This is a genomic window from Streptomyces sp. NPDC058375, assembly GCF_042723425.1.
Lineage (GTDB): Bacteria > Actinomycetota > Actinomycetes > Streptomycetales > Streptomycetaceae > Streptomyces > Streptomyces durocortorensis.
Map to the genome: position 1 here is coordinate 1 of NZ_JBHXJG010000144.1, position 18,427 is coordinate 18,427.

Below are 18,427 nucleotides of genomic sequence, written 5' to 3' on the forward strand. Positions count from 1 at the left end.
CGTGTCGCCGTCACGCCGCCCGGTCACCACACCGTCGTTGACCGACACCTCGGACAGCAGCGTCACCTGCGGCACACCCAGCCGCTCCGCCAACAACGCCGGCAGCACACCCATCACACCGTCCGTGGAGGCCATACCGCAGATCACCAGGTCGTAGCCGGTCTTCTCGACCGCCTTCGCCAGAACCAGCGACGTCCCCATCACATCACTGCCGTGCAGATCGTCGTCCTCGACGTGAACCGCCTTGTCCGCACCCATCGACAACGCCTTGCGCAACGCGTCCTTGGCATCCTCCGGACCCACCGTCACCACGGTGATCTCCGCATCGTCCGCCTCGTCAGCGATCTGCAACGCCTGCTCGACCGCGTACTCGTCCAGCTCCGACAACAGACCGTCGACATCCTCACGGTCCAGCGTCAGGTCATCGGCGAAACGCCGGTCACCGGTCGCGTCGGGCACGTACTTCACACAGACAACGATCCTCAAGCTCACGCCGGCTCTCCTACTGCATCGTCATTTCCGGGCTGCCTTGTTGCACGCAGCATAGGCGCCTTGTCGGGCCGGATCCGGTCAGGACGACCGAGGCTCCGCGCCCGATATTACTCGCCAGTACACCCAGTCCGTTACCCCTGGGCAACCGCACCGCACTGTGACCTTGCCGACGCGGCAGGCCTGTGCGGGTCCTCAGTCTCGCAGAGCCGTGAACCGTCCCTGGTGGTAGACCAGCGGGCGACCGGCCTCGGAGGGCGCGCCCGTCACGGCCTCGGCGATGACGATGCGGTGGTCCCCGGCCGGGACACGGGTCACGACGCGGCAGACGAGCCAGGCGGACACGTCCGCCAGCAGTGGAACGCCTTCGGGCCCGCTGCTCCAGTCGGTCGACGGGCCGAAGCGGTCGGCTCCGCTGCGGGCGAAGGTCGCGGCCAGTTCCCGCTGGTGCTCGCCGAGTATGTGGACGCCGACGTACGCGGCCTCGGAGAGCACGGGCCAACTGGAGGACGACGTACCGATGCCGAAGGAGATCAGCGGGGGCTCGGCGGCGACGGAGGTCAGCGAGGTGGCGGTGAAGCCGACCGGGCGCTCCCCCGCGGCGGTGATCACGGCGACGCCGGCGGCGTGGCGGCGGAAGACGGAGCGGAAGAGTTCGGGCGTGGCGGCCGTGGGAGCGGGGGCGAGATCGGGCGTTGCCGTCATGGAGGTGTCCTTCTGCGGGAGTGGCGTACGGGTCCGTGGGTGCTCATACACCCGGACAGCGCGCACTCGCGTAGCGTGCGAGGTCCACATGGACCCGGCAGTGAAGAAGGAGTTCTGGCGGCATAACGTCAGACTGACGATGCGTGGTGGGCGCAGTCAAGGGCGTTCCGGAATGTGGGAGATGCGTCACGGTCCGTCATATGGCGTGCCCCAGCGCCGCGACGACGTCGACCGTGCGGGGCTGGCCGGTTGCCCGGCGGACCACCTCGCCCTCGGCGTCGAGCACCAGGACGGTCGGCGTCTTCGTGATGTCCAGCTCCCGCACCAGGGCGAGGTGGGCCTCGGCGTCGACCTCGATGTGGGCGACGCCGTCGACCATCCCGGCCACCTCGATGAGCGTGCGGCGGGTGGCCCGGCACGGCTGGCAGAAGGCGCTGGAGAACTGGACGAGCGTCGCGCGTTTCCCCAGTTCCGCGCCGAGTCGGTCTGCGTCGAGTCGCTGTCCGTGTGTCCGGCGGTCCACCTGGTGCCTCCTGATCAGAGCTCTTCGTAAGGGGTCAGCACCGGTCGCCGCCGGGGCATTCCCGCAGCTCCCGGGGGACGCGCACGTGACGAGAATCTCGCGCCCCGGCTCCGCCGGGACTGGCCAGCGGCCCGCGCATGGGGCACCATCGCCACAATGCCGAAAACCTACGGCTGCGTAACTTCCGCCGGGAGAACCCTCCCCAGGCACTGAAGAAGGGTCTTCCCCAGATGGCAGAACTCGTCTATCGACCGGTCATCGGCGCCGCTCGCACCATGTTCAAGGCGCTCGACCTGAAGATCGACACTCAGGGTTCGGAGCACATCCCGAAGACCGGTGGTGCGGTGCTGGTCAGCAATCACATCAGCTATCTCGACTTCATCTTCACCGGCCTCGGCGCGCTTCCGCAGAAGCGGCTCGTCCGGTTCATGGCGAAGGAGTCGGTCTTCCGGCACAAGATCTCCGGTCCGCTGATGCGGGGAATGAAGCACATCCCGGTCGACCGCAACCAGGGCGAGGACGCCTACGCGCACGCGCTGAAGTCGTTGCGTTCGGGCGAGATCGTCGGCGTGTTCCCCGAGGCCACCATCTCTCAGTCCTTCACGCTGAAGAGCTTCAAGTCGGGTGCCGCGCGCCTGGCCCAGGAGGCCGGGGTTCCGCTGATCCCGATGGCGCTCTGGGGCACGCAGCGGATCTGGACGAAGGGGCGGCCGCGCAACTTCCAGCGCAGCCACATCCCGATCACCATCCGGGTCGGCGAGCCCGTGGAGGCGCCCGCCGACCAGTACGCGGGCGCCATCACCCGGCGGCTGCGGGAGCGGGTCCAGGAGCTGCTGGAGGCGGCGCAGCGGGCGTACCCGGTGCGCCCGAAGGACGCGAGCGACACCTGGTGGGTGCCGGCCCATCTCGGTGGTACGGCCCCGACCCCCGCCGAGGTGCGCGAGCTCGGCTGACGGCCGCCCCGGGGACGGGGCGGCGTCGCTCTCACTTCATCGCGGTGGGTGGACGGTGATCCGCGCGCCGGGGCTCAGCTGCTCCAGGGTCGCGGCGAGTTCGGCGCCCGCGGCGTCGAGCTCGCCGTTCGTCATGGGTGCGAGGCCCTCCAGCAGGAAGAGGGCGTTGACCGACTCCTCGGTGAGCCGGGTGCGTACGCCCTGGCGCCAGTTCCAGCGGCGGCAGGTGACGCCCGCGTCGTCGCACCAGACGACTTCGCCGGGCTCGGGGTGCTCCACGCTCTCCTCGCCGCCGGCGACGGTGGGGAACGATTCGTCACCCGTCGCGCGGATCAGCCGCATTCCGCCCTTGATGTGGTCGGTGTCCTCGCCGCCGACCGGGACGAGGTGGGCGACGCTGATCGCGTTGTAGGCGTCGACCAGCAGGTTGATCCGGGGCAGCCCGCCGTCTGCGAGGGCGCGGCGGGCGAGCGCCTCCGCCGAATTGCGGGTGCGGGAGGGCTTGGCCCCGAAGTCCCCGTAGGCCGCGCGCCAGGCCACCATGTGCGGGTCCTCGTGCGGGGCGCGGCCGTCCAGGCGTTCGGTGAGCCTGCGGGCGGCGGCGTCCAGCAGGGCGGAGCTGCGTGCGTCGCTGGGGCCGTTGACGAGGCCGTGCGCCTCGACGACGACATGGGTGAAGCTCGGTGCGAGCGTGCGCACCTCGTCGGACACGGTGAGCGTGAGGGTCATCGTCTGCCTTACTGCGTTACTGCGTTGCCGGGTGCGGTGACGTGGTGCGGGGGTCGGGTGGGTTCAGAGGCCCGCGGGAAGATTCCGCCAGAGCTCCGAACGGTCCCGGGCGCTCTTGAACGCCTGGAGGAGCGCCTCGGGTGGTGCAGCGTAGATTACCGGATAGTCGATTTCATTGAACTCCTCGCGTACCACCCAGGCCAGCCGCTCGTTCTCCGGCGAGAACCGGGCGTCGACGCCCGGTTTGTTGCCCCGGGGGTCGACCCGCGCCCAGCGCTCGGCCCCGGGCAGCCGCAGCGCGACCAGGCCGTGGAGCATCGGGTTCGTTCCGTCGTCGTCGGCGAGACGTTGGTAGCAGAGGCCGGCGGGGATGGAGCGGGCCCGCAGCAGGGCCACGAGGGCGATGGATTTCGCGTGGCAGATGCCGTTACGGGTGGCGAGCACCTCGGAAGCGCGCCAGGTGACGCGCTGGTCCCCCGAGTCGGCGGAGTGCGCGACGGTGTCGCGGACGAACTCGAAGGCGGCCCGCGCGTATGGGTATGCGGCGTCGGCGTCGAGCGCGAGGCGGGTCGCCGTTTCCCTCACCTGGGGGTGATCGTGGTCGATGACCTCGTCGGCGGCCAGGTACGCCTCGATGTCCGGGGACTGCTGCGTCAGCTCCATGGTGGGAGAGCGTACGAAGCGGCCGCCCGGAAGTCCATCGCTTTCCGGTCGGCCGCATAGTCATGCAATGGGCGAGGGGTGTGCTAGCGCGCCATCTCTTCCTTGAGCGCCTGGAGGAAGGCGTCGACGTCGTCCTCACGGGTGTCGAAGGCGCACATCCAGCGGACGTCCCCGGCCGCCTCGTCCCAGAAGTAGAAGCGGAAGCGCTGCTGGAGCCGCTCGCTGACCGCGTGCGGCAGCCGGGCGAACACGGCGTTGGCCTGGACCGGGTACAGGATCTCGACCCCGCCGATCGCCCGGACGCCCTCGGCGAGGCGCTGGGCCATGGCGTTGGCGTGCCGGGCGTTGCGCAGCCACAGGTCCTTGGCGAGCAGTGCCTCCAGCTGGACGGAGACGAAGCGCATCTTGGAGGCGAGCTGCATGGAGAGCTTGCGCAGGTGCTTCATCGCCCGGACCGCGTCCGGGTTGAGCACCACGACGGCCTCGCCGAACAGCGCGCCGTTCTTCGTGCCGCCGAAGGACAGCACGTCCACGCCGACCGTGTTGGTGAACGTCCGCATCGGCACGTCCAGGGAGGCGGCCGCGTTGGCTATCCGGGCCCCGTCGAGGTGCACCTTCATGCCGCGCTCGTGGGCGTGGTCGCAGATGGCGCGGATCTCGTCGGGGGTGTAGACGGTGCCCAGCTCGGTGTTCTGGGTGATCGAGACGACCTGCGGCATGGCCCGGTGCTCGTCGTCCCAGCCGTACGCCTGCCGGTCGATGAGCTCCGGGGTGAGCTTGCCGTCGGGGGTGGGCACGGTGAGGAGCTTCAGCCCGCCCATCCGCTCGGGCGCGCCGCCCTCGTCCACGTTGATGTGCGCGGACTCGGCGCAGATGACCGCTCCCCAGCGGTCGGTGAGCGCCTGGAGGGCGACCACGTTGGCCCCGGTGCCGTTGAAGACCGGGAAGGCCTCGGCGGTGGGGCCGAAGTGGCTGTGCATGACCCGCTGGAGGTGACCGGTGTAGTCGTCCTCGCCGTAAGCGACCTGGTGGCCGCCGTTGGCCAGCGCGATGGCCGCGAGGACCTCCGGGTGCGCTCCGGCGTAGTTGTCACTGGCGAAGCCGCGTACCTGCGGATCGTGGTGACGTCGAGCATCGGTCCTCACGGTTGCGGGGTCAGCCACAGGCGCTTTCCGTTCACTTCGGGGGCGGGCTCGTCCCAGACGCCGGCGATGGCCCGTGCCAGCTCCGTGACGTCGGTGAAGCCCGCGAATTTCGCATTGGGCCGCTCGGCGCGCATGGCGTCGTTCACCAGTGCCTTGACGACCAGGATCGCAGCAGCGGTACGCGGCCCGTCCTCGCCCCCCGCCTTGCGGAAGGCGTCGCCGAGCGCGAGGGTCCACGCCTCGGCAGCGGCCTTGGCGGCGGAGTAGGCGGCGTTGCCCGCGGTGGGCTTGCTGGCCCCGGCGGCGCTGATCAGGAGGTAGCGGCCGCGGTCGCTGCGCTGGAGGGGTTCCTGGAAGGCCAGCGTGGTCGACTGGACGGTGCGGATGAGCAGTTTCTCCAGGGCGTCCCAGTCGGACAGGGCGGTCTCCTCGAACGACGGGCTGCCGCGCCAGCCGCCGACGAGGTGGACCAGGCCGTCGATGCGACCGAACTCCGCCTCGGTGCGCTTGGCCCAGGCCCGGGTGGCGTCGAGGTCGAGCAGGTCGACGGTCTCGCCGGTGACGGTCGCGCCCCCGTGGGCGTACCGGGCGGCGTCCACCGCCTCGGCGAGGCGTTCGGGATTCGCGTCGCAGCCGACGACCGTCGCGCCCGCCTCGGCGAGCCGCAGCAGCGTCGCGCGTCCGGCGGGGCCGGCCGCTCCGGCGACCGCGACCACGGCTCCTTCGAGCACACCGGTCCCCTCGCCCGTGCCGTTTCCGTTCATGGCCACCGCCTCCTCGGGAGAATGGTTCACGCGGCTGCCCGCTCGTCGTTCGCCGCGGTGATTCCCTTGGTGGAGGCAATCACGTGCTTCAGCTTCTTGGCGAGCGCCTCATAGAACATGCTCAGGGGAAACTCGTCCGGAAGCACGTCGTCGACGAGCTTGCGAGGAGGAAGTGTGAGGTCCAGGGCGTCGGGGCCCTTGGCCCAGCGGGATCCCGGGTGCGGGGCGAGGTAGGTGGAGACGAGGTCGTACGCGGCGAACCAGTGGACCAGCTTGGGGCGGTCGATGCCGTCGCGGTAGAGCTTCTCGATCTCGGCGCAGAGCTGGTTGGTGACCTGCGGCGCACGGTCCCAGTCGATCTTCAGGGTGTTGTCGGTCCAGCGGACGACGTCGTGCTTGTGGAGGTAGGCGAAGAGCAGCTGACCGCCGAGGCCATCGTAGTTGCGGACGCGCTCGCCGGAGACGGGGAAGCGGAACATCCGGTCGAAGAGCACCGCGTACTGCACGTCACGGCCGTGGGGGTTGCCCTCGGACTCCAGTTTCACGGCCTCCTTGAAGGCGGTGAGGTCGCAGCGCAGCTCCTCCAGGCCGTACATCCAGAACGGCTGGCGCTGCTTGATCATGAACGGGTCGAACGGCAGGTCGCCGTGGCTGTGGGTCCGGTCGTGGACCATGTCCCACAGGACGAACGCCTGCTCGCAGCGCTGCTGGTCGCCGATCATCTCGCGGATGTCCTCGGGCAGCTCCAGGCCGAGCAGGTCGACGGAGGCCTCGGTGACGCGGCGGAAGCGGGCGGCCTCGCGGTCGCAGAAGATGCCGCCCCAGCTGAAGCGCTCGGGGGCCTCGCGCACGGCGATGGTCTCCGGGAAGAGCACCGCGGAGTTGGTGTCGTAGCCGGCGGTGAAGTCCTCGAAGGTGATGCCGCAGAAGAGCGGGTTGTCGTAGCGGTTCGCCTCCAGGTCGGCGAGCCACTCGGGCCAGACCATCTTCAGCACGACCGCTTCGAGGTTGCGGTCGGGGTTGCCGTTCTGCGTGTACATCGCGAAGACGACGAGGTGCTGGAGACCGTCGACCCGCATCTTGGCGGGCTGGAAGGCCAGCAGGGAGTCCAGGAAGTCGGGGACGCGGAAGCCGTCGGCTGCCCAGCGGCGCAGGTCGGTGACGAGCGCGCGGTGGTAGGCGGCGTCGTGCGGAAGGAGCGGGGACAGCTCCTCGACCGCGCCGACCACCCGGTCGAGGACGCGCTCGACGGTGGCCGGGGACGGGGCGCCCTCCGCCTCGAAGTCGATGGACCCGTCCTTGGACTGCCAGGGGCGGATCTCCTCGACGGCATCTTTGAGCACGGGCCAGGCCGGGTGCTCGACGACCCGCTGGGCCGCAGCTATCGCGCCGTCGGTGGCGTCGTGCACAAGAATTTCCGTCATAACACTTCCTCCACGGGAGAACCTCGCGTGGATTCACCGTAGTCGTGCGGGGTTCCTTCCCACAAGTGGGGGCCTGAAAATTATCCTGCGTACCCCCCATGGTCACCGCTGTTTTTCCTGTCGGACACCGGGTAGGGGCGCAGTTCCCGCAGCGCGGCCCGGAGAAGGGTGACCGGGCCCGCACGGCGGGGGACATCGCGCGCCCGGGCCGTTAACCTCCCCAGTGCCGAATTGCCGTACCTCAGCGCGGGCAGGAGCAGTCGGCGGGAAGCCGCCGACGGAAACGAGGTCGCCTTGTCATTTCTCACCCTGGGTCATCGCGGAGTGATGGGCGTCGAGCCCGAGAACACGCTGCGTTCCTTCGTCCGCGCCGAGGCGTCCGGGATGGACGCCATCGAGCTGGATCTCCATCTCAGCAAGGACGGCGCGCTCGCCGTGATGCACGACACGGACGTGGACCGCACCACGGACGGGACCGGGCCGATCGCGGCCAAGACCCTGGCGGAGCTGCGCGAGCTCGACGCCGGTCAGGGCGAGCGGATCCCCGTCTTCGAAGAGGTGCTGGAGGCCGTCTCCTCCCCGCTCCAGGCGGAGATCAAGGACGTGGCGGCGGCCCGCGCGCTGGCGGACGTGATCCGGGAGCGCGAACTCGTCGGCCGGGTGGAGGTGTCCTCGTTCCACGACGAGGCCGTCACCGAGATCGCCCGGCTGGTGCCCGGCGTACGGACCGTCCTGATCGCCAGCCGCTGGGGCGCGGACGTGGTGGACCGGGCGAAGGCGGCGGGCGCGGCGACGCTCGCACTGAACATCCGCCGCCTCACCCTGGAGGTGGTGGAGCAGGCGCACGCCGAGAGCCTGAAGGTGATCGGCTGGGTGGTGAACACCCAGGACCAGCTGCGCCTGGCCCGGGCCCTGAACCTGGACGGCGCGACGACCGACTTCCCCGAGATCCGCCGCACCGGCCGCTTCACCGCGTAAGGGCGCGCCGGAGCCGGCCCGGTCGCCCCGGCGGCCCGTCAGATGTTCTTGACCAGCAGTTCGAAGGCCAGGTCGTCGCGCTGCGGGATGCCGAAGCGCTCGTCGCCGTACGGGAACGGGGTGAGCTCTCCCGTACGGCGGTAGCCCCGGCGCTCGTACCAGGCGATCAGGTCCTCGCGCACCGAGATCACCGTCATGTGCATCTCGCCGACGCCCCAGCCCTCCTTCGCGGTGCGCTCCGCCTCGGCGATGATCAGCTTGCCGAGTCCGCCGCCCTGGAGTCCGGGCCGGACCGCGAACATGCCGAAGTAGGCCGCGTCGCCCCGGTGTTCGAGCTGGCAGCAGGCGATGAGTTCACCGCCGCGCTCGACCGCGAGGAGCCTGCTCGCCGGAGCGCCGATGACGTCGCGCACGCCCTGCTCGTCGGTCCGCTGCCCCTGGAGGATGTCCGCCTCGGTGGTCCAGCCGGTGCGGCTGGAGTCACCGCGGTAGGCGGACTCGATCAGGGCCACCAGCGCCGGGACGTCGGCCTCGGTCGCGTCGCGGAAGGTCAGCCGGGCCGCGTCGGGCGTGGCGGTGTTCATGGGTGGGGCTCTCCGTTTCTCTGCTGCCGTACGAACCTGCGTGCTGCCGTCCGTACGGTCGCTCTCGCGCGTGCGGTCGAGCGTAACGCGACCCGGAGCGCCCCCGGTGGGCCTCGGCGCGCTCCCTTCACTCCCCTGTGCGCCGGGTTCGGGGGCGTCGGCCTGGGCAGCGATGGGGCGACCCGCAACAGTGCCGTACGTCCGATCAGGGGGAGGCGCGCCGTGCACGGAGGGGCTTCGACCGGCTGGCTGCTGATGGTGTTGTGCGCGGTGAGCGGCGCCTACTGCCTTCTGCGCACCCGTACGGGGACACCGCGGGAGCGCCGCACCGCACGCTCGGAGGCGCTCATGGGCTTCGGGATGGCGGCGATGGCCGTTCCGGCGGCGGTGCTGTCGCCCCCGGGCTGGGCCTGGGCGGTGTACGCGGTGCTGTTCGGTACGGCCGCGGTGCGGGCGCTGCGGCCCGCCCTGAGCGGCGGCCACCATCTGCACCATCTCGTCGGCTCGCTGGCCATGGTCTACATGGCCGTGGCGATGGCCCCGGCGGTGACGGGGAGCGGCGGGGGCGGTCATGCCGGGCACGGGGCCGCGGCGGGGGCCGGCGGGATACCCCTGCTGACCGGCCTCCTGCTCGTCTACTACGCGTTCTATGTGCTGGGCTCGGCCGGCCGGCTGCTTCCCGGGGCCGCCGTGGCCCCGGCGGGCGGCGGCAGCGTCGGCGGCCCCGGCCCGGGCGGTTTCGGGGGCGGGACGGACGGCCGGCCCGAGCTCACGACGGCCTGCCGGGTGACGATGGGCATCGGCATGTTCGCCATGCTGCTCACCCTGTGAGACGGGAAGTGGGACAGAACCCCCGCCAAACAGTGGTCTGCGTCACTTGCCGGTCGCGGCCGTACCCCCGGTCGGCCCGCCGCTCATAAGCTGAAGCCATGCTGGTCTCCCTCGCGCTGCTGCTGCTCGGTGCACTGACCGCCCTGGTGACCCCGCGCGTGATGGCGCGGGCCCGGTGGCCGGAGCGCGAGCCGGTCGTGGCCCTGTGGGTCTGGCAGTGCGTGGTGGCCGGCGTGCTCCTGTCGTTCGCCCTGTCCATGACGTTGAGCGCGGCCGCCGCCTGGCAGGCGGTGCGCGGCCATGTCTTCGCCCCCGCCCCGCACGCCGTCGTCGAGGCGTACGCCCTGGCGGCGTACGGGCCGTGGTCGGCGGTCATCGCGGTGCTGCTGGCGCTGGGCGGGCTGTGGACCGGGGCGATGCTCCTGCGGGAGATCCGGCGGGCGCGGCGTCGCCGCAAGCAGCGCCGGGCGGAACTGCTGGAGCGTGCCCCGCTGATGCCGGGCGAGGAGCCGGGCGCCGACCGCCTCGTGGTGCTGGAGGGCGAACGCCCCGACGCCTGGTGGCTGCCCGGCACCGCCCCGCAACTCGTCATCACCACCGCCGCGTTGGGCCGCCTGAAGGGCCGTCAGCTCGATGCCGTCCTCGCCCATGAGCAGGGACACGCCCAGGCCCGGCACGACTGGCTGCTGCACTGTTCGTCGGCGCTGGCGATCGGCTTCCCGCAGATCCCGGTGTTCGCCGCGTTCCGCGACGAGATGCACCGGCTGGTCGAGCTGGCCGCCGACGACGTGGCCTCGCGCCGCTTCGGCAGGCTGACGACCGCGCTCGCCCTGGTCGGACTCAACGAGGACCGTGGGGTGTTCGGCCCCTGCCCCACCCCGCAGGCTCAAGTGCCCCTCCGGGTCAACCGGTTGCTGGCCCCGGTCGAGCGGCTGACGGCGGGCCGCCGGCTCCGGCTGACGGCCGCCGCCGCGCTGGTGCCGGTGATCCCGGTGTTCGTGGCCTTCGTTCCGGGCCTCCGCGCCCTCGGATAGTCCCGGGGCGACCAGGGTTCCGCGCGCCCCGGGCCGGTCATGGTTCCGCACTCCGTGTCGGTCACGGTCCCGTACCCGGGTTGGCCTTCGGACGGGGTCCTCCGCGAGGATCACCCCATGCCCTCCCCCCTCTTCCACTTCCGTACCCCGGACCGCTTCCCCCGCGCCGCGCCCGCCCTGTGGACCGGAGCCGTCGCCGGCGCGGCGGCGCTGGTGCTGCTCGTGCTGGTGGCGGTGCGCTGGTCGCCGCTGATGTCGCTCGACCGGGAGGTCGCCGAAGCCCTGCACCGGCACGCGGTGGCCGACCCCGGTCTGGTCCGGGTGAACCGGGTGCTGACGGACTGGGTGTGGGATCCCTGGACCATGCGCGCCCTGATCGCGGTGGCCGTGGTCGCCCTGTGGTGGCGGGGCGCGCGCCGGCTCGCCCTGTGGGTGGCGGCGACGAGTCTGCTCGCCACCCTCCTCCAGCAGGGGCTGAAGGCCGCGGTGGACCGGGAACGCCCGCAGTGGCCCGACCCGGTGGACTCCGCCCATTTCGCCGCCTTCCCCTCCGGGCACGCCATGACGGCCGTCGTGAGCTGCGGGCTGCTCCTGTGGCTGCTGCGGCTGTACGGCGCGGGCCCCGCGCTGTGGTACGCGGCGCTGGCCGTGGCGGTGGTCTCGGCGATCGGCGTGGCGGCGACCCGGGTATACCTGGGGGTGCACTGGCTGACCGATGTCGTGGGCGGTGCGCTGCTAGGGGTGGCCGTGGTGGCGTTGAGCGCCGCCGGGTACGCCCGGTACGCGGCGCCCCGGGAGGGACCGCACCCGTGGTGATCAAGGGCGTGTTGTTCGACTTCTCCGGAACCCTGTTCCGGATCGAGCCGGTCCGGGACTGGCTCGCCGCCGTGCTGCGCGAGGAGGGCGTCGACGTCCCCCCGGAGGATTTCGAGCGGTACGTGACCGGGCTCACGGAGGCCGGCGCTCTGCCGGGCGGCCCGCCGCCGCTCCGGGTTCCGGAACGGCTGGCCGGCGCGATGTCGCGCCGGGACCTGAGCGCCGCGCTGCACCGTGAGGCGTACACCGGTCTGGCCCGGGGCGTCGCCCTGCCCGATCCGGGGCTGTACGACGCGCTGTACGACCGCCATATGCGGCCGGAGGCCTGGCTGCCCTACCCGGACGCCGCAGAGGTGCTGGCGGGGCTGCGGCGGGCGGGGATCGCGGTCGGCGTGGTCAGCAACATCGGCTGGGACCTGCGTCCGGTCTTCCGTGCGCACGGGCTCGACGCCCTGGTCGACGCCTATGTCCTGTCCTTCGAACACGCGCTCCAGAAGCCCGCCGCGGGACTGTTCCGCACTGCCTGCACGCTGATCGGCCGGGATCCCGCGGAGGTGGTCATGGTCGGTGACGACCGGGGCGCGGACGGCGGCGCGGCCGCCCTGGGCTGCGAGGTGCGGTTCGTGGACCATCTGCCCGTGGCTCAGCGGCCCGACGGTCTGCGTTCCCTGGGGCTGGTCCCGGGCTGAGGCCCACGGGGAAGGGCCGAGGCCCCCGGGGGAACGGCCGAGGTCCTCGGCGTACACGCAAGATCGGACCGGGGTGTGAGGCATATCCCGCCACGGAAGGGGTAAGGGATTCCGCTCGTGGCCGTAGCCTGGTGGACATGTCCCCCATGCCGTCGTCCGTGTCCGCCCGTTCCGCAGCCGAGGTCAACGCGGAGATCCGCGACCTGTGGCAGCGGTCGGGCGGGTTTCTGACGCCGCAGGACGAGGCGGAATACCAGCGGCTGCTGGTGGAGTGGGCCGCCGCTGCCGGCGGAAGCGTCCGCACCGCAGCCTGATCGCCGTACCCGCCGTTCGCCGTGGCCGGGAGTCCACGGGGAGAGATCGCGCCCGATCCGGCGATCCCCCGCGTCGCCGGATCCGGGCGCACCCTCGGCGTATCTCGTGGGACACGGCCGCGGACCGCGCCGGGGACCGGAGTTGCGGAGTCCGCCGTCGCAGGGATCCAGCATGTCCCCACCCGGCTCATCGGTCAATGAATTTCCGACGGCGCACGCACCGGGGCCGGTGCCGCACGGGCGGATGACCGCCCGGGAGACACCGGCCCCGGAATGCCTGACGAACCGCCGGACCGCCCGGCGAACCGGCTGCCGGACGCGCTGAGGAATCAGCGCTCGAAGTAGTCCGGCTGCGTCTGCACGTTGAGCTCGTCCATCGTGACCCGCTTCGCCGGGTCGGTGCGCCGGTCGTCCAGCTTCAGCACGTCGAAGCCCTTGGCGATGTCGCTGGAGTAGATGTGACCGTTGTAGTAGTACGCCGACCAGGGGCCGGCCGTGGTGACCTGGTCGAGCGTGACCGGGCCGCGCTCGAAGAAGGCGATCTCCTTGGGCTTGGCCGAGTTGGTGAAGTCCCAGACGGAGATGCCGCCCTGGTACCAGGCCTGGACCATCAGGTCACGGCCCTTCACGGGGATGATCGAGCCGTTGTGGGCGACGCAGACCTCGGCATCGGCCTGGTGACGGTCGATCTTGAAGTAACTGCGGAAGACCAGCTTGCGCTTGTCGCCCTTGCCGACGATGTCGTAGATGCCGTCGGCGCCGCGCTTGGGGCCGATCTCCTCGTTGCAGGTGGCCGCGCCGCCGCCGCCGAGCTCGTCGGTGAACACGACCTTGTTCGCGCCCTGGTTGAAGGTCGCCGAGTGCCAGAACGCGAAGTTCACGTTGTCCTGGACCCGGTCGATGATCTTCGGGTGCTCCGGGTCCTCGATGGAGAACAGCAGACCGTCGCCCATGCAGGCGCCGGCCGCGAGGTCCTTGGACGGCAGCACCGTGATGTCGTGGCAGCCGGTCGTCTTGGAGACACCGGGGTTCTCGGGCGCTCCCGGGTTACCGCCGTCCGGGAAGAGCACCGGGAAGTCGATGACCCGGGCCTTCTGGGGCGCCTTGAGCGGCACCTTGATGATGGAGATCCCGTCGTGCGGCGGCTTGCAGTCCGGGAACGTCTCGTTGGGCGAGTACGAGGAGACGTACACGTACACGTTCTTCTTGCCGCCCGGCACCAGCGTGTGCGTGTGGGAACCGCAGGCGGTCTCCACGGCGGCGACGTACTTGGGCTGCCGCTTGTTGCTGATGTCGAAGATCTTCATGCCCTCCCAGGAGGACTTCTCCGTGGCGGGCTGGGAGGTGCTGGAGCAGGAGTCGTCGCTGCGCGAGGAGTCCGTCGACAGGAACAGCAGGTTCCCGGAGACCGAGATGTCGTTCTGCGAGCCGGGGCAGAGAACCTGCGAGACCGTCCTGGGCTTCTTCGGCTTGCTGATGTCGTAGATGACGAAGCCGTCGTAGTTGCCGACGTACGCGTACTTCCCCTGGAACGCGAGGTCCGTGTTGGTGCCCTGGAGGGCGCCCTTCGGAACGTTCGTCAGGTGCTTGATGTTGGAGCTGTGGACGATCTCGTCCACGCCGGGTATGTCACCGCCGGTTATCGCGGCCCTGGCCTCGGCCTGGTCGCTCTTGGAGACGGAACCGCGCTCGGCCGGGGCATCGCCCGGGTCGGGGGTGGCGGCCGCTGTGGTGGCCGTCAGCAGCGTGGCGAGGAGTCCGGCTGCGGCTGCCACCGCGCCCAGACGTCTGCGCCGCACGCGGGTGGTGTGCAACGAGGTCACTGCGTCCTCCCTTGTATCCGTTCGGGGTCGAACGGTTCTTGAACCCCCGGCAGTATCGTCCCTCCCATGTACACATCAACAGATGGCAACACAGACGTAATGAAAGTTTTTGATCTTCCGCCGGTGGAAGCGTGTTAGGACGGTCTGCAACAAACCATGTGGCACAGGAGGTCACCGTGTTGATCCATCGCCGGTCCGCAACTCTGCGCTCAACCGCTCTCGCGGCGGCGGCGGTTGCCGCCGTGCTCGTCCTGGGGGCCTGTGACGCGGGCAGCGGTGACGGGACGTCGGACAAGGCCAAGGACACAGGTCCGGGCGTGGTGGCGCCCGGCAGACCGGGCGAGCCCGCCCGGACGCTCTCCGCCGAGGAGGCCGTCAAGGAGGCCGGTCAGGACACCGCCAACTCGGCGGACTTCCGCTACGCGCGGATGATGATCGAACACCACGGACAGGCCCTCGTGATGACCGAACTCGCCCCCGAACGAGCCTCGGCCGACACCGTCAAGCGGCTGGCAGAACGCATATCGGCGGGCCAGAAGCCGGAGATCGGCGCGATGGAAGGTTGGCTGAAAAGGAACGACGGCGACGAGCGCAAGCAGGACCACGACCACGCCGGGATGCCCGGCATGGCGACCGAGGCCCAGCTGAAGAAGTTGCGCGCCGCCGAGGGCAAGGCCTTCGACAAGCTCTTCCTGGAGCTGATGATCACCCACCACCAGGGGGCGATCACCATGGCCACGGAGGCGCTCACCGAGGGGAACGACGTCATCGTCGAGGAGATGGCGAGCGACGTGGTCGCCCAGCAGACCGTGGAGATCAACCGCATGCGCGGACTGATGGACTGAGACCCGCCCCGGGGCGTGCCCGTACCACCACCTCGTGCGCCGGCGGTGCGGATCACCGCCACCCCGTGCACCGGCGGTGCGGATCGGCCCGGCGGTGCGATGCTGGAAGCATCCTCCGGGAAGAGGTGCGCCGTGCTCTCCGTCGCCGTCGTCGGTTCCGGTCCCAGCGGGGTCTACACCGCTCAGGCCCTGCTCCAGCAGTCGCGCGTGCCCGATGTGCGGGTGCACGTCCTGGACCGGCTGCCCACCCCGTACGGACTCGTGCGGTACGGGGTGGCACCCGACCACGAGAAGATCAAGTCGCTGCAGAACAGTCTGCGGGCGGTGCTGGAGGACGAGCGGGTCACGTTCGTGGGCAACGTCGGCGTCGGTGGGCCGGAGGGGGCCTCCCCCGCCCGGCTCGCGGAGCTGTACCACGCGGTCGTCTACTGCGTGGGGGCCTCGGCGGACCGCCCGCTGGCGGTGCCCGGCGAGACTCTGCCCGGCAGCTACTCCGCGACCCGCTTCGTCTCCTGGTACAGCGCCCACCCGGACATCGGCGCCGACCCGTTCGCCCGGGACGCTCTGGACGCCCGCTCGGCCGTCGTGATCGGCGTGGGCAACGTGGCGGTCGACGTGGCCCGGATCCTGGCGCGCGGCGCCGACGAGCTACGGACCACCGACGTGCCCCGCGCCGCGCTGAGCGCGCTGGAGGCCAGCCGGGTGCGGGACGTGCACATCGTGGGCCGCCGGGGCCCCTCCCAGGCCCGGTTCACCACCAAGGAGCTGCGGGAGCTGGGGGCGCTGCCCGGGGCGCGGGTCGTCGTCGATCCGGCGGAGCTGGCGCTCGACCCGGCGTACGCCGCTCCGGACGGTCTGCCCGGAGCCCTGCCGCTGCCCGCCGTGGTGCGGCGGAACCTGGAGGTGCTGCGCGGCTGGGCGGCGGGCGGGGCCCAGGCGGGCGGGGCCGTGTCGGGCGCCGCGTGGGGCGGGGCGGGCGGGATCGGGGCGGGGGCCGCCGGGGCCGTGCGCCGGATCCGGCTGCGGTTCTTCCTACGGCCGGTGGAGCTGCTGGAGCGCGGCGGGCGGGTCGCCGGGGTGCGGTTCGCCCGGACGGCCCCGGACGGGGCCGGTGGGGTACGGGACACCGGTCGTTACGAGGACGTCGAGGCGCAGCTCGTGCTGCGGGCGGTCGGCTATCGCGGGGTCGAGCTGCCGGGGCTGCCCTTCGACCCGGTGCGCGGCACGGTGCCGCACGCGGCGGGCCGGGTGCTGCGGGGCGGGGTGCCGTCGCCGGGTGAGTACGTGGCGGGGTGGATCAAGCGGGGGCCGACCGGGGTGATCGGCTCGAACCGCTCCTGCGCCAAGGAGACGGTGGCCTCGCTCCTGGCGGACGCGGCCGCGCTGACACGGCGTACGGTGGCGGACGATCCGCTGGCCGTGCTGCGGGAGTGGGGGCTGCGGCCGGTGGAGTGGGCCGGCTGGCTGTCGATCGAGCGCGCGGAGGCGGAGTTGGGCCGTTCGCTGGGGCGCGGCCCGGTGAAGATCCCCGACTGGGCGGGGCTGCTGGCGGCGGCCCGGGACGAGAACGCCTGAGCCGACCCGGGCTGCTACTTCCGCACTGCCACTTCCGGGTCGCCACTCCCGCGTCGCCGCTTCCGCGCCGTCACTCCCGGGTCGCCACCACCAGCCGGGCGCGGGGGCTGCCGTCGGGGCGCGAGCCCAGTTCGGTCAGCGGCACCAGCCGCACGGCGAATCCGGCCCGCACCAGGTCCTCCAGCACATCCCCGAGGCGGAACGTGCGGTAGTACATGACGAACTGCGGCCGCCACAGGGCGTTGCGCACCCGCATCGCCGCGTCGAAGCCGAACAGCGTCCAGTAGGCGCGCGATCCCACCGGGGGCGGTGCCCCGATCGGGAAGACGAACTGTCCGCCAGGCCGGAGCGATCCGTGCACCTCGGCGAAGAGGCCGAAGCGTTCGGCGGGCAGGAAGTGGCCGAACGCGCCGAAGCTCAGGGCGAGGTCGAAGACCGGCGCGAAGGGCAGGGAGCGGGCGTCGGCCCGTACCCAGTGGATCGCCGGCCCCTCTCCCCCGGGCGGGAAGGCGGGCCGTGCCTCGTCGAGCATGCCCGCGCTGAAGTCGACCCCGACGGCCCGCTCCCGGCACAGCTGCCGGAGCACGCCGACGCCCGCGCCGGTCCCGCAGCAGACGTCGAGCCCGGTGTCGAAGGGGCCGAGTTCGCGCACCGCGCGAGTGACGGCGTCGAGGACGCGGTCCGGGGTGCGGTAGGGCGTGTGGTCGAACTTCGGGGCGAGGAGGTCGTAGCCGCGCTCGATCGACGAGAGCGCCTGGACGGCCAGTTCGCGCACGGTGGGGCCCTGTTCGGTAGACATCACGGGCCACCCTACCGACGCGGCCGGCCCGCTGGGGTCACGCGCTGCTGCGCCGCCCGAAACGGGCGGGCCACGGCGTCAACGGCCTTCGGGAAGTCGGCGCTTGAGGGTGAGCACGGCATCGGCGGCGTACGCCTGGGTCCAGCTGCGGCCCGCCCCGGACTTCCAGGTGACGTGGACCGTGGAGCCGTCCGTCCGGGCGCTCTCCACGGTCATGGCCCGGCCGCCGTCGCGCACGTCGCCGCGGCGCAGTTCGCCCGCCTCGACCGTGACGGGGCGCTCCGCCGGCGCGTTCTCGGTCTCCTCGGCCGCCCGGAGGAGCACCGCGGCCAGCTCGCGGGCCGCCTCGGGGGTGCAGGACCAGACGAGATCGCCCGCCGGAGGCGAGAGCCGAATGCCGATGCGGGGAGCCGGGGCGGGACGGCCGGGGGCGGGGTCGTCCCCGGCGGCTTGGGCGGGTCCGCCCTCGGCGACCGCAACGGGCGCGTGCTCGCCCGCGGTGACCATGACCGGCACCGGATGGCCGTCGGCGTCCGTGATCCCGATCCCGCTGCCCATCGTCGTCTCCTCGGTGTCCCTGGCCTCGGCCGCGGGTCTTTGTGCGGCCCCTGTCCGGCCTCCACCAGCATGTCAGCATCCGGCGGCGGGGCGTACGGGCGGGCCCGCCGTCCGCCGGGGCGGCGCGGCGGGCCCGGCTCCGGTGCGGGAGACGTCCAGGCGGCCGCCCAAGCCGAAACTGCCGTG

At 71.7% G+C, this 18,427-nt stretch carries 21 protein-coding genes; 9 read left to right on the forward strand and 12 right to left on the reverse strand.

What is annotated here, in order from left to right; all coding sequences use genetic code 11:
- From ACFWM7_RS22180 to ACFWM7_RS22190, 3 genes are all read right to left on the reverse strand, one after another.
- On the reverse strand, nucleotides 1–492 hold a 492-nt coding region (locus ACFWM7_RS22180; protein ID WP_383263158.1), incomplete at its 3' end, for an electron transfer flavoprotein subunit beta/FixA family protein.
- Between the two features lie 192 nt (nucleotides 493–684).
- Nucleotides 685–1,194: a flavin reductase family protein gene (locus ACFWM7_RS22185; protein ID WP_383263159.1), complete on the reverse strand. Its 510-nt coding sequence runs from the start codon at nucleotides 1,192–1,194 to the stop codon at nucleotides 685–687.
- A gap of 196 nt (nucleotides 1,195–1,390) precedes the next feature.
- Nucleotides 1,391–1,717 carry a TlpA family protein disulfide reductase gene (locus tag ACFWM7_RS22190; protein ID WP_383263160.1) on the reverse strand — a complete coding sequence of 109 codons (327 nt, stop codon included), beginning with the start codon at nucleotides 1,715–1,717 and terminating at the stop codon, nucleotides 1,391–1,393.
- Between the two features lie 230 nt (nucleotides 1,718–1,947).
- On the opposite strand from ACFWM7_RS22190, the gene ACFWM7_RS22195 reads away from it, so the two are divergent.
- A complete protein-coding gene (locus tag ACFWM7_RS22195; RefSeq protein ID WP_383263162.1) occupies nucleotides 1,948–2,670 on the forward strand; it encodes a lysophospholipid acyltransferase family protein in 723 nt (240 codons plus the stop codon).
- 36 nt (nucleotides 2,671–2,706) lie between these two features.
- Here ACFWM7_RS22195 and ACFWM7_RS22200 read toward each other — a convergent pair whose 3' ends face one another.
- From ACFWM7_RS22200 to ACFWM7_RS22220, 5 genes are all read right to left on the reverse strand, one after another.
- Entirely contained in the window at nucleotides 2,707–3,399 is a 693-nt protein-coding gene (locus ACFWM7_RS22200) for a B3/4 domain-containing protein (RefSeq protein WP_383263163.1), read from the reverse strand.
- A 63-nt stretch (nucleotides 3,400–3,462) separates the two neighbouring features.
- Nucleotides 3,463–4,062, reverse strand: coding sequence for a transglutaminase family protein (locus ACFWM7_RS22205; protein ID WP_383263165.1), 600 nt, complete (start codon nucleotides 4,060–4,062; stop codon nucleotides 3,463–3,465).
- An 83-nt stretch (nucleotides 4,063–4,145) separates the two neighbouring features.
- Nucleotides 4,146–5,207 carry a threonine aldolase family protein gene (locus ACFWM7_RS22210; protein WP_383263167.1) on the reverse strand — a complete coding sequence of 354 codons (1,062 nt, stop codon included), beginning with the start codon at nucleotides 5,205–5,207 and terminating at the stop codon, nucleotides 4,146–4,148.
- Complete coding sequence (locus ACFWM7_RS22215) at nucleotides 5,204–5,971, reverse strand: SDR family NAD(P)-dependent oxidoreductase (protein ID WP_383263169.1); 768 nt, start codon at nucleotides 5,969–5,971, stop codon at nucleotides 5,204–5,206. Before ACFWM7_RS22215 ends, ACFWM7_RS22210 begins: the two co-directional genes overlap by 4 nt.
- 26 nt (nucleotides 5,972–5,997) lie before the next feature.
- Nucleotides 5,998–7,395 carry a DUF6421 family protein gene (locus tag ACFWM7_RS22220; protein ID WP_383263170.1) on the reverse strand — a complete coding sequence of 466 codons (1,398 nt, stop codon included), beginning with the start codon at nucleotides 7,393–7,395 and terminating at the stop codon, nucleotides 5,998–6,000.
- A 294-nt stretch (nucleotides 7,396–7,689) separates the two neighbouring features.
- On the opposite strand from ACFWM7_RS22220, the gene ACFWM7_RS22225 reads away from it, so the two are divergent.
- Entirely contained in the window at nucleotides 7,690–8,373 is a 684-nt protein-coding gene (locus tag ACFWM7_RS22225; RefSeq protein WP_383263172.1) for a glycerophosphodiester phosphodiesterase, read from the forward strand.
- Nucleotides 8,374–8,411: 38 nt separating this feature from the next.
- On the opposite strand, the gene ACFWM7_RS22230 is transcribed toward ACFWM7_RS22225, so the two are convergent.
- Nucleotides 8,412–8,957 (reverse strand): GNAT family N-acetyltransferase, encoded by a 546-nt coding sequence (locus tag ACFWM7_RS22230; protein WP_383263174.1) that lies wholly within the window; start codon nucleotides 8,955–8,957, stop codon nucleotides 8,412–8,414.
- Between the two features lie 222 nt (nucleotides 8,958–9,179).
- Between ACFWM7_RS22230 and ACFWM7_RS22235 the strand changes: the two genes are divergently transcribed.
- From ACFWM7_RS22235 to ACFWM7_RS22255, 5 genes are all read left to right on the forward strand, one after another.
- Entirely contained in the window at nucleotides 9,180–9,788 is a 609-nt protein-coding gene (locus tag ACFWM7_RS22235; RefSeq protein ID WP_383263176.1) for a DUF5134 domain-containing protein, read from the forward strand.
- A gap of 98 nt (nucleotides 9,789–9,886) precedes the next feature.
- Nucleotides 9,887–10,822 carry a M56 family metallopeptidase gene (locus ACFWM7_RS22240; protein WP_383263177.1) on the forward strand — a complete coding sequence of 312 codons (936 nt, stop codon included), beginning with the start codon at nucleotides 9,887–9,889 and terminating at the stop codon, nucleotides 10,820–10,822.
- Between the two features lie 117 nt (nucleotides 10,823–10,939).
- Nucleotides 10,940–11,638: a phosphatase PAP2 family protein gene (locus tag ACFWM7_RS22245; protein ID WP_383263178.1), complete on the forward strand. Its 699-nt coding sequence runs from the start codon at nucleotides 10,940–10,942 to the stop codon at nucleotides 11,636–11,638.
- Nucleotides 11,632–12,327 (forward strand): HAD family hydrolase, encoded by a 696-nt coding sequence (locus tag ACFWM7_RS22250; protein ID WP_383263179.1) that lies wholly within the window; start codon nucleotides 11,632–11,634, stop codon nucleotides 12,325–12,327. The genes ACFWM7_RS22245 and ACFWM7_RS22250 overlap by 7 nt, the downstream gene beginning before the upstream one ends.
- Before the next feature lie 137 nt (nucleotides 12,328–12,464).
- Nucleotides 12,465–12,641, forward strand: coding sequence for a hypothetical protein (locus ACFWM7_RS22255; RefSeq protein ID WP_383263181.1), 177 nt, complete (start codon nucleotides 12,465–12,467; stop codon nucleotides 12,639–12,641).
- Between the two features lie 329 nt (nucleotides 12,642–12,970).
- Here the strand turns inward: ACFWM7_RS22255 and ACFWM7_RS22260 are convergent, their stop codons facing one another.
- Nucleotides 12,971–14,464, reverse strand: coding sequence for an LVIVD repeat-containing protein (locus ACFWM7_RS22260; RefSeq protein WP_383263183.1), 1,494 nt, complete (start codon nucleotides 14,462–14,464; stop codon nucleotides 12,971–12,973).
- A gap of 158 nt (nucleotides 14,465–14,622) precedes the next feature.
- On the opposite strand from ACFWM7_RS22260, the gene ACFWM7_RS22265 reads away from it, so the two are divergent.
- Nucleotides 14,623–15,309 carry a DUF305 domain-containing protein gene (locus ACFWM7_RS22265; protein WP_383263185.1) on the forward strand — a complete coding sequence of 229 codons (687 nt, stop codon included), beginning with the start codon at nucleotides 14,623–14,625 and terminating at the stop codon, nucleotides 15,307–15,309.
- 132 nt (nucleotides 15,310–15,441) lie between these two features.
- A complete protein-coding gene (locus ACFWM7_RS22270) occupies nucleotides 15,442–16,884 on the forward strand; it encodes an FAD-dependent oxidoreductase (RefSeq protein ID WP_383263187.1) in 1,443 nt (480 codons plus the stop codon).
- Between the two features lie 70 nt (nucleotides 16,885–16,954).
- Here ACFWM7_RS22270 and ACFWM7_RS22275 read toward each other — a convergent pair whose 3' ends face one another.
- Nucleotides 16,955–17,683 carry a class I SAM-dependent methyltransferase gene (locus ACFWM7_RS22275; RefSeq protein WP_383263188.1) on the reverse strand — a complete coding sequence of 243 codons (729 nt, stop codon included), beginning with the start codon at nucleotides 17,681–17,683 and terminating at the stop codon, nucleotides 16,955–16,957.
- Nucleotides 17,684–17,761: 78 nt separating this feature from the next.
- The gene (locus ACFWM7_RS22280; RefSeq protein WP_383263190.1) at nucleotides 17,762–18,241 is read right to left on the reverse strand and encodes a hypothetical protein; all 480 of its coding nucleotides are present in this window, start codon (nucleotides 18,239–18,241) and stop codon (nucleotides 17,762–17,764) included.
- Nucleotides 18,242–18,427: the final 186 nt, after the last annotated feature.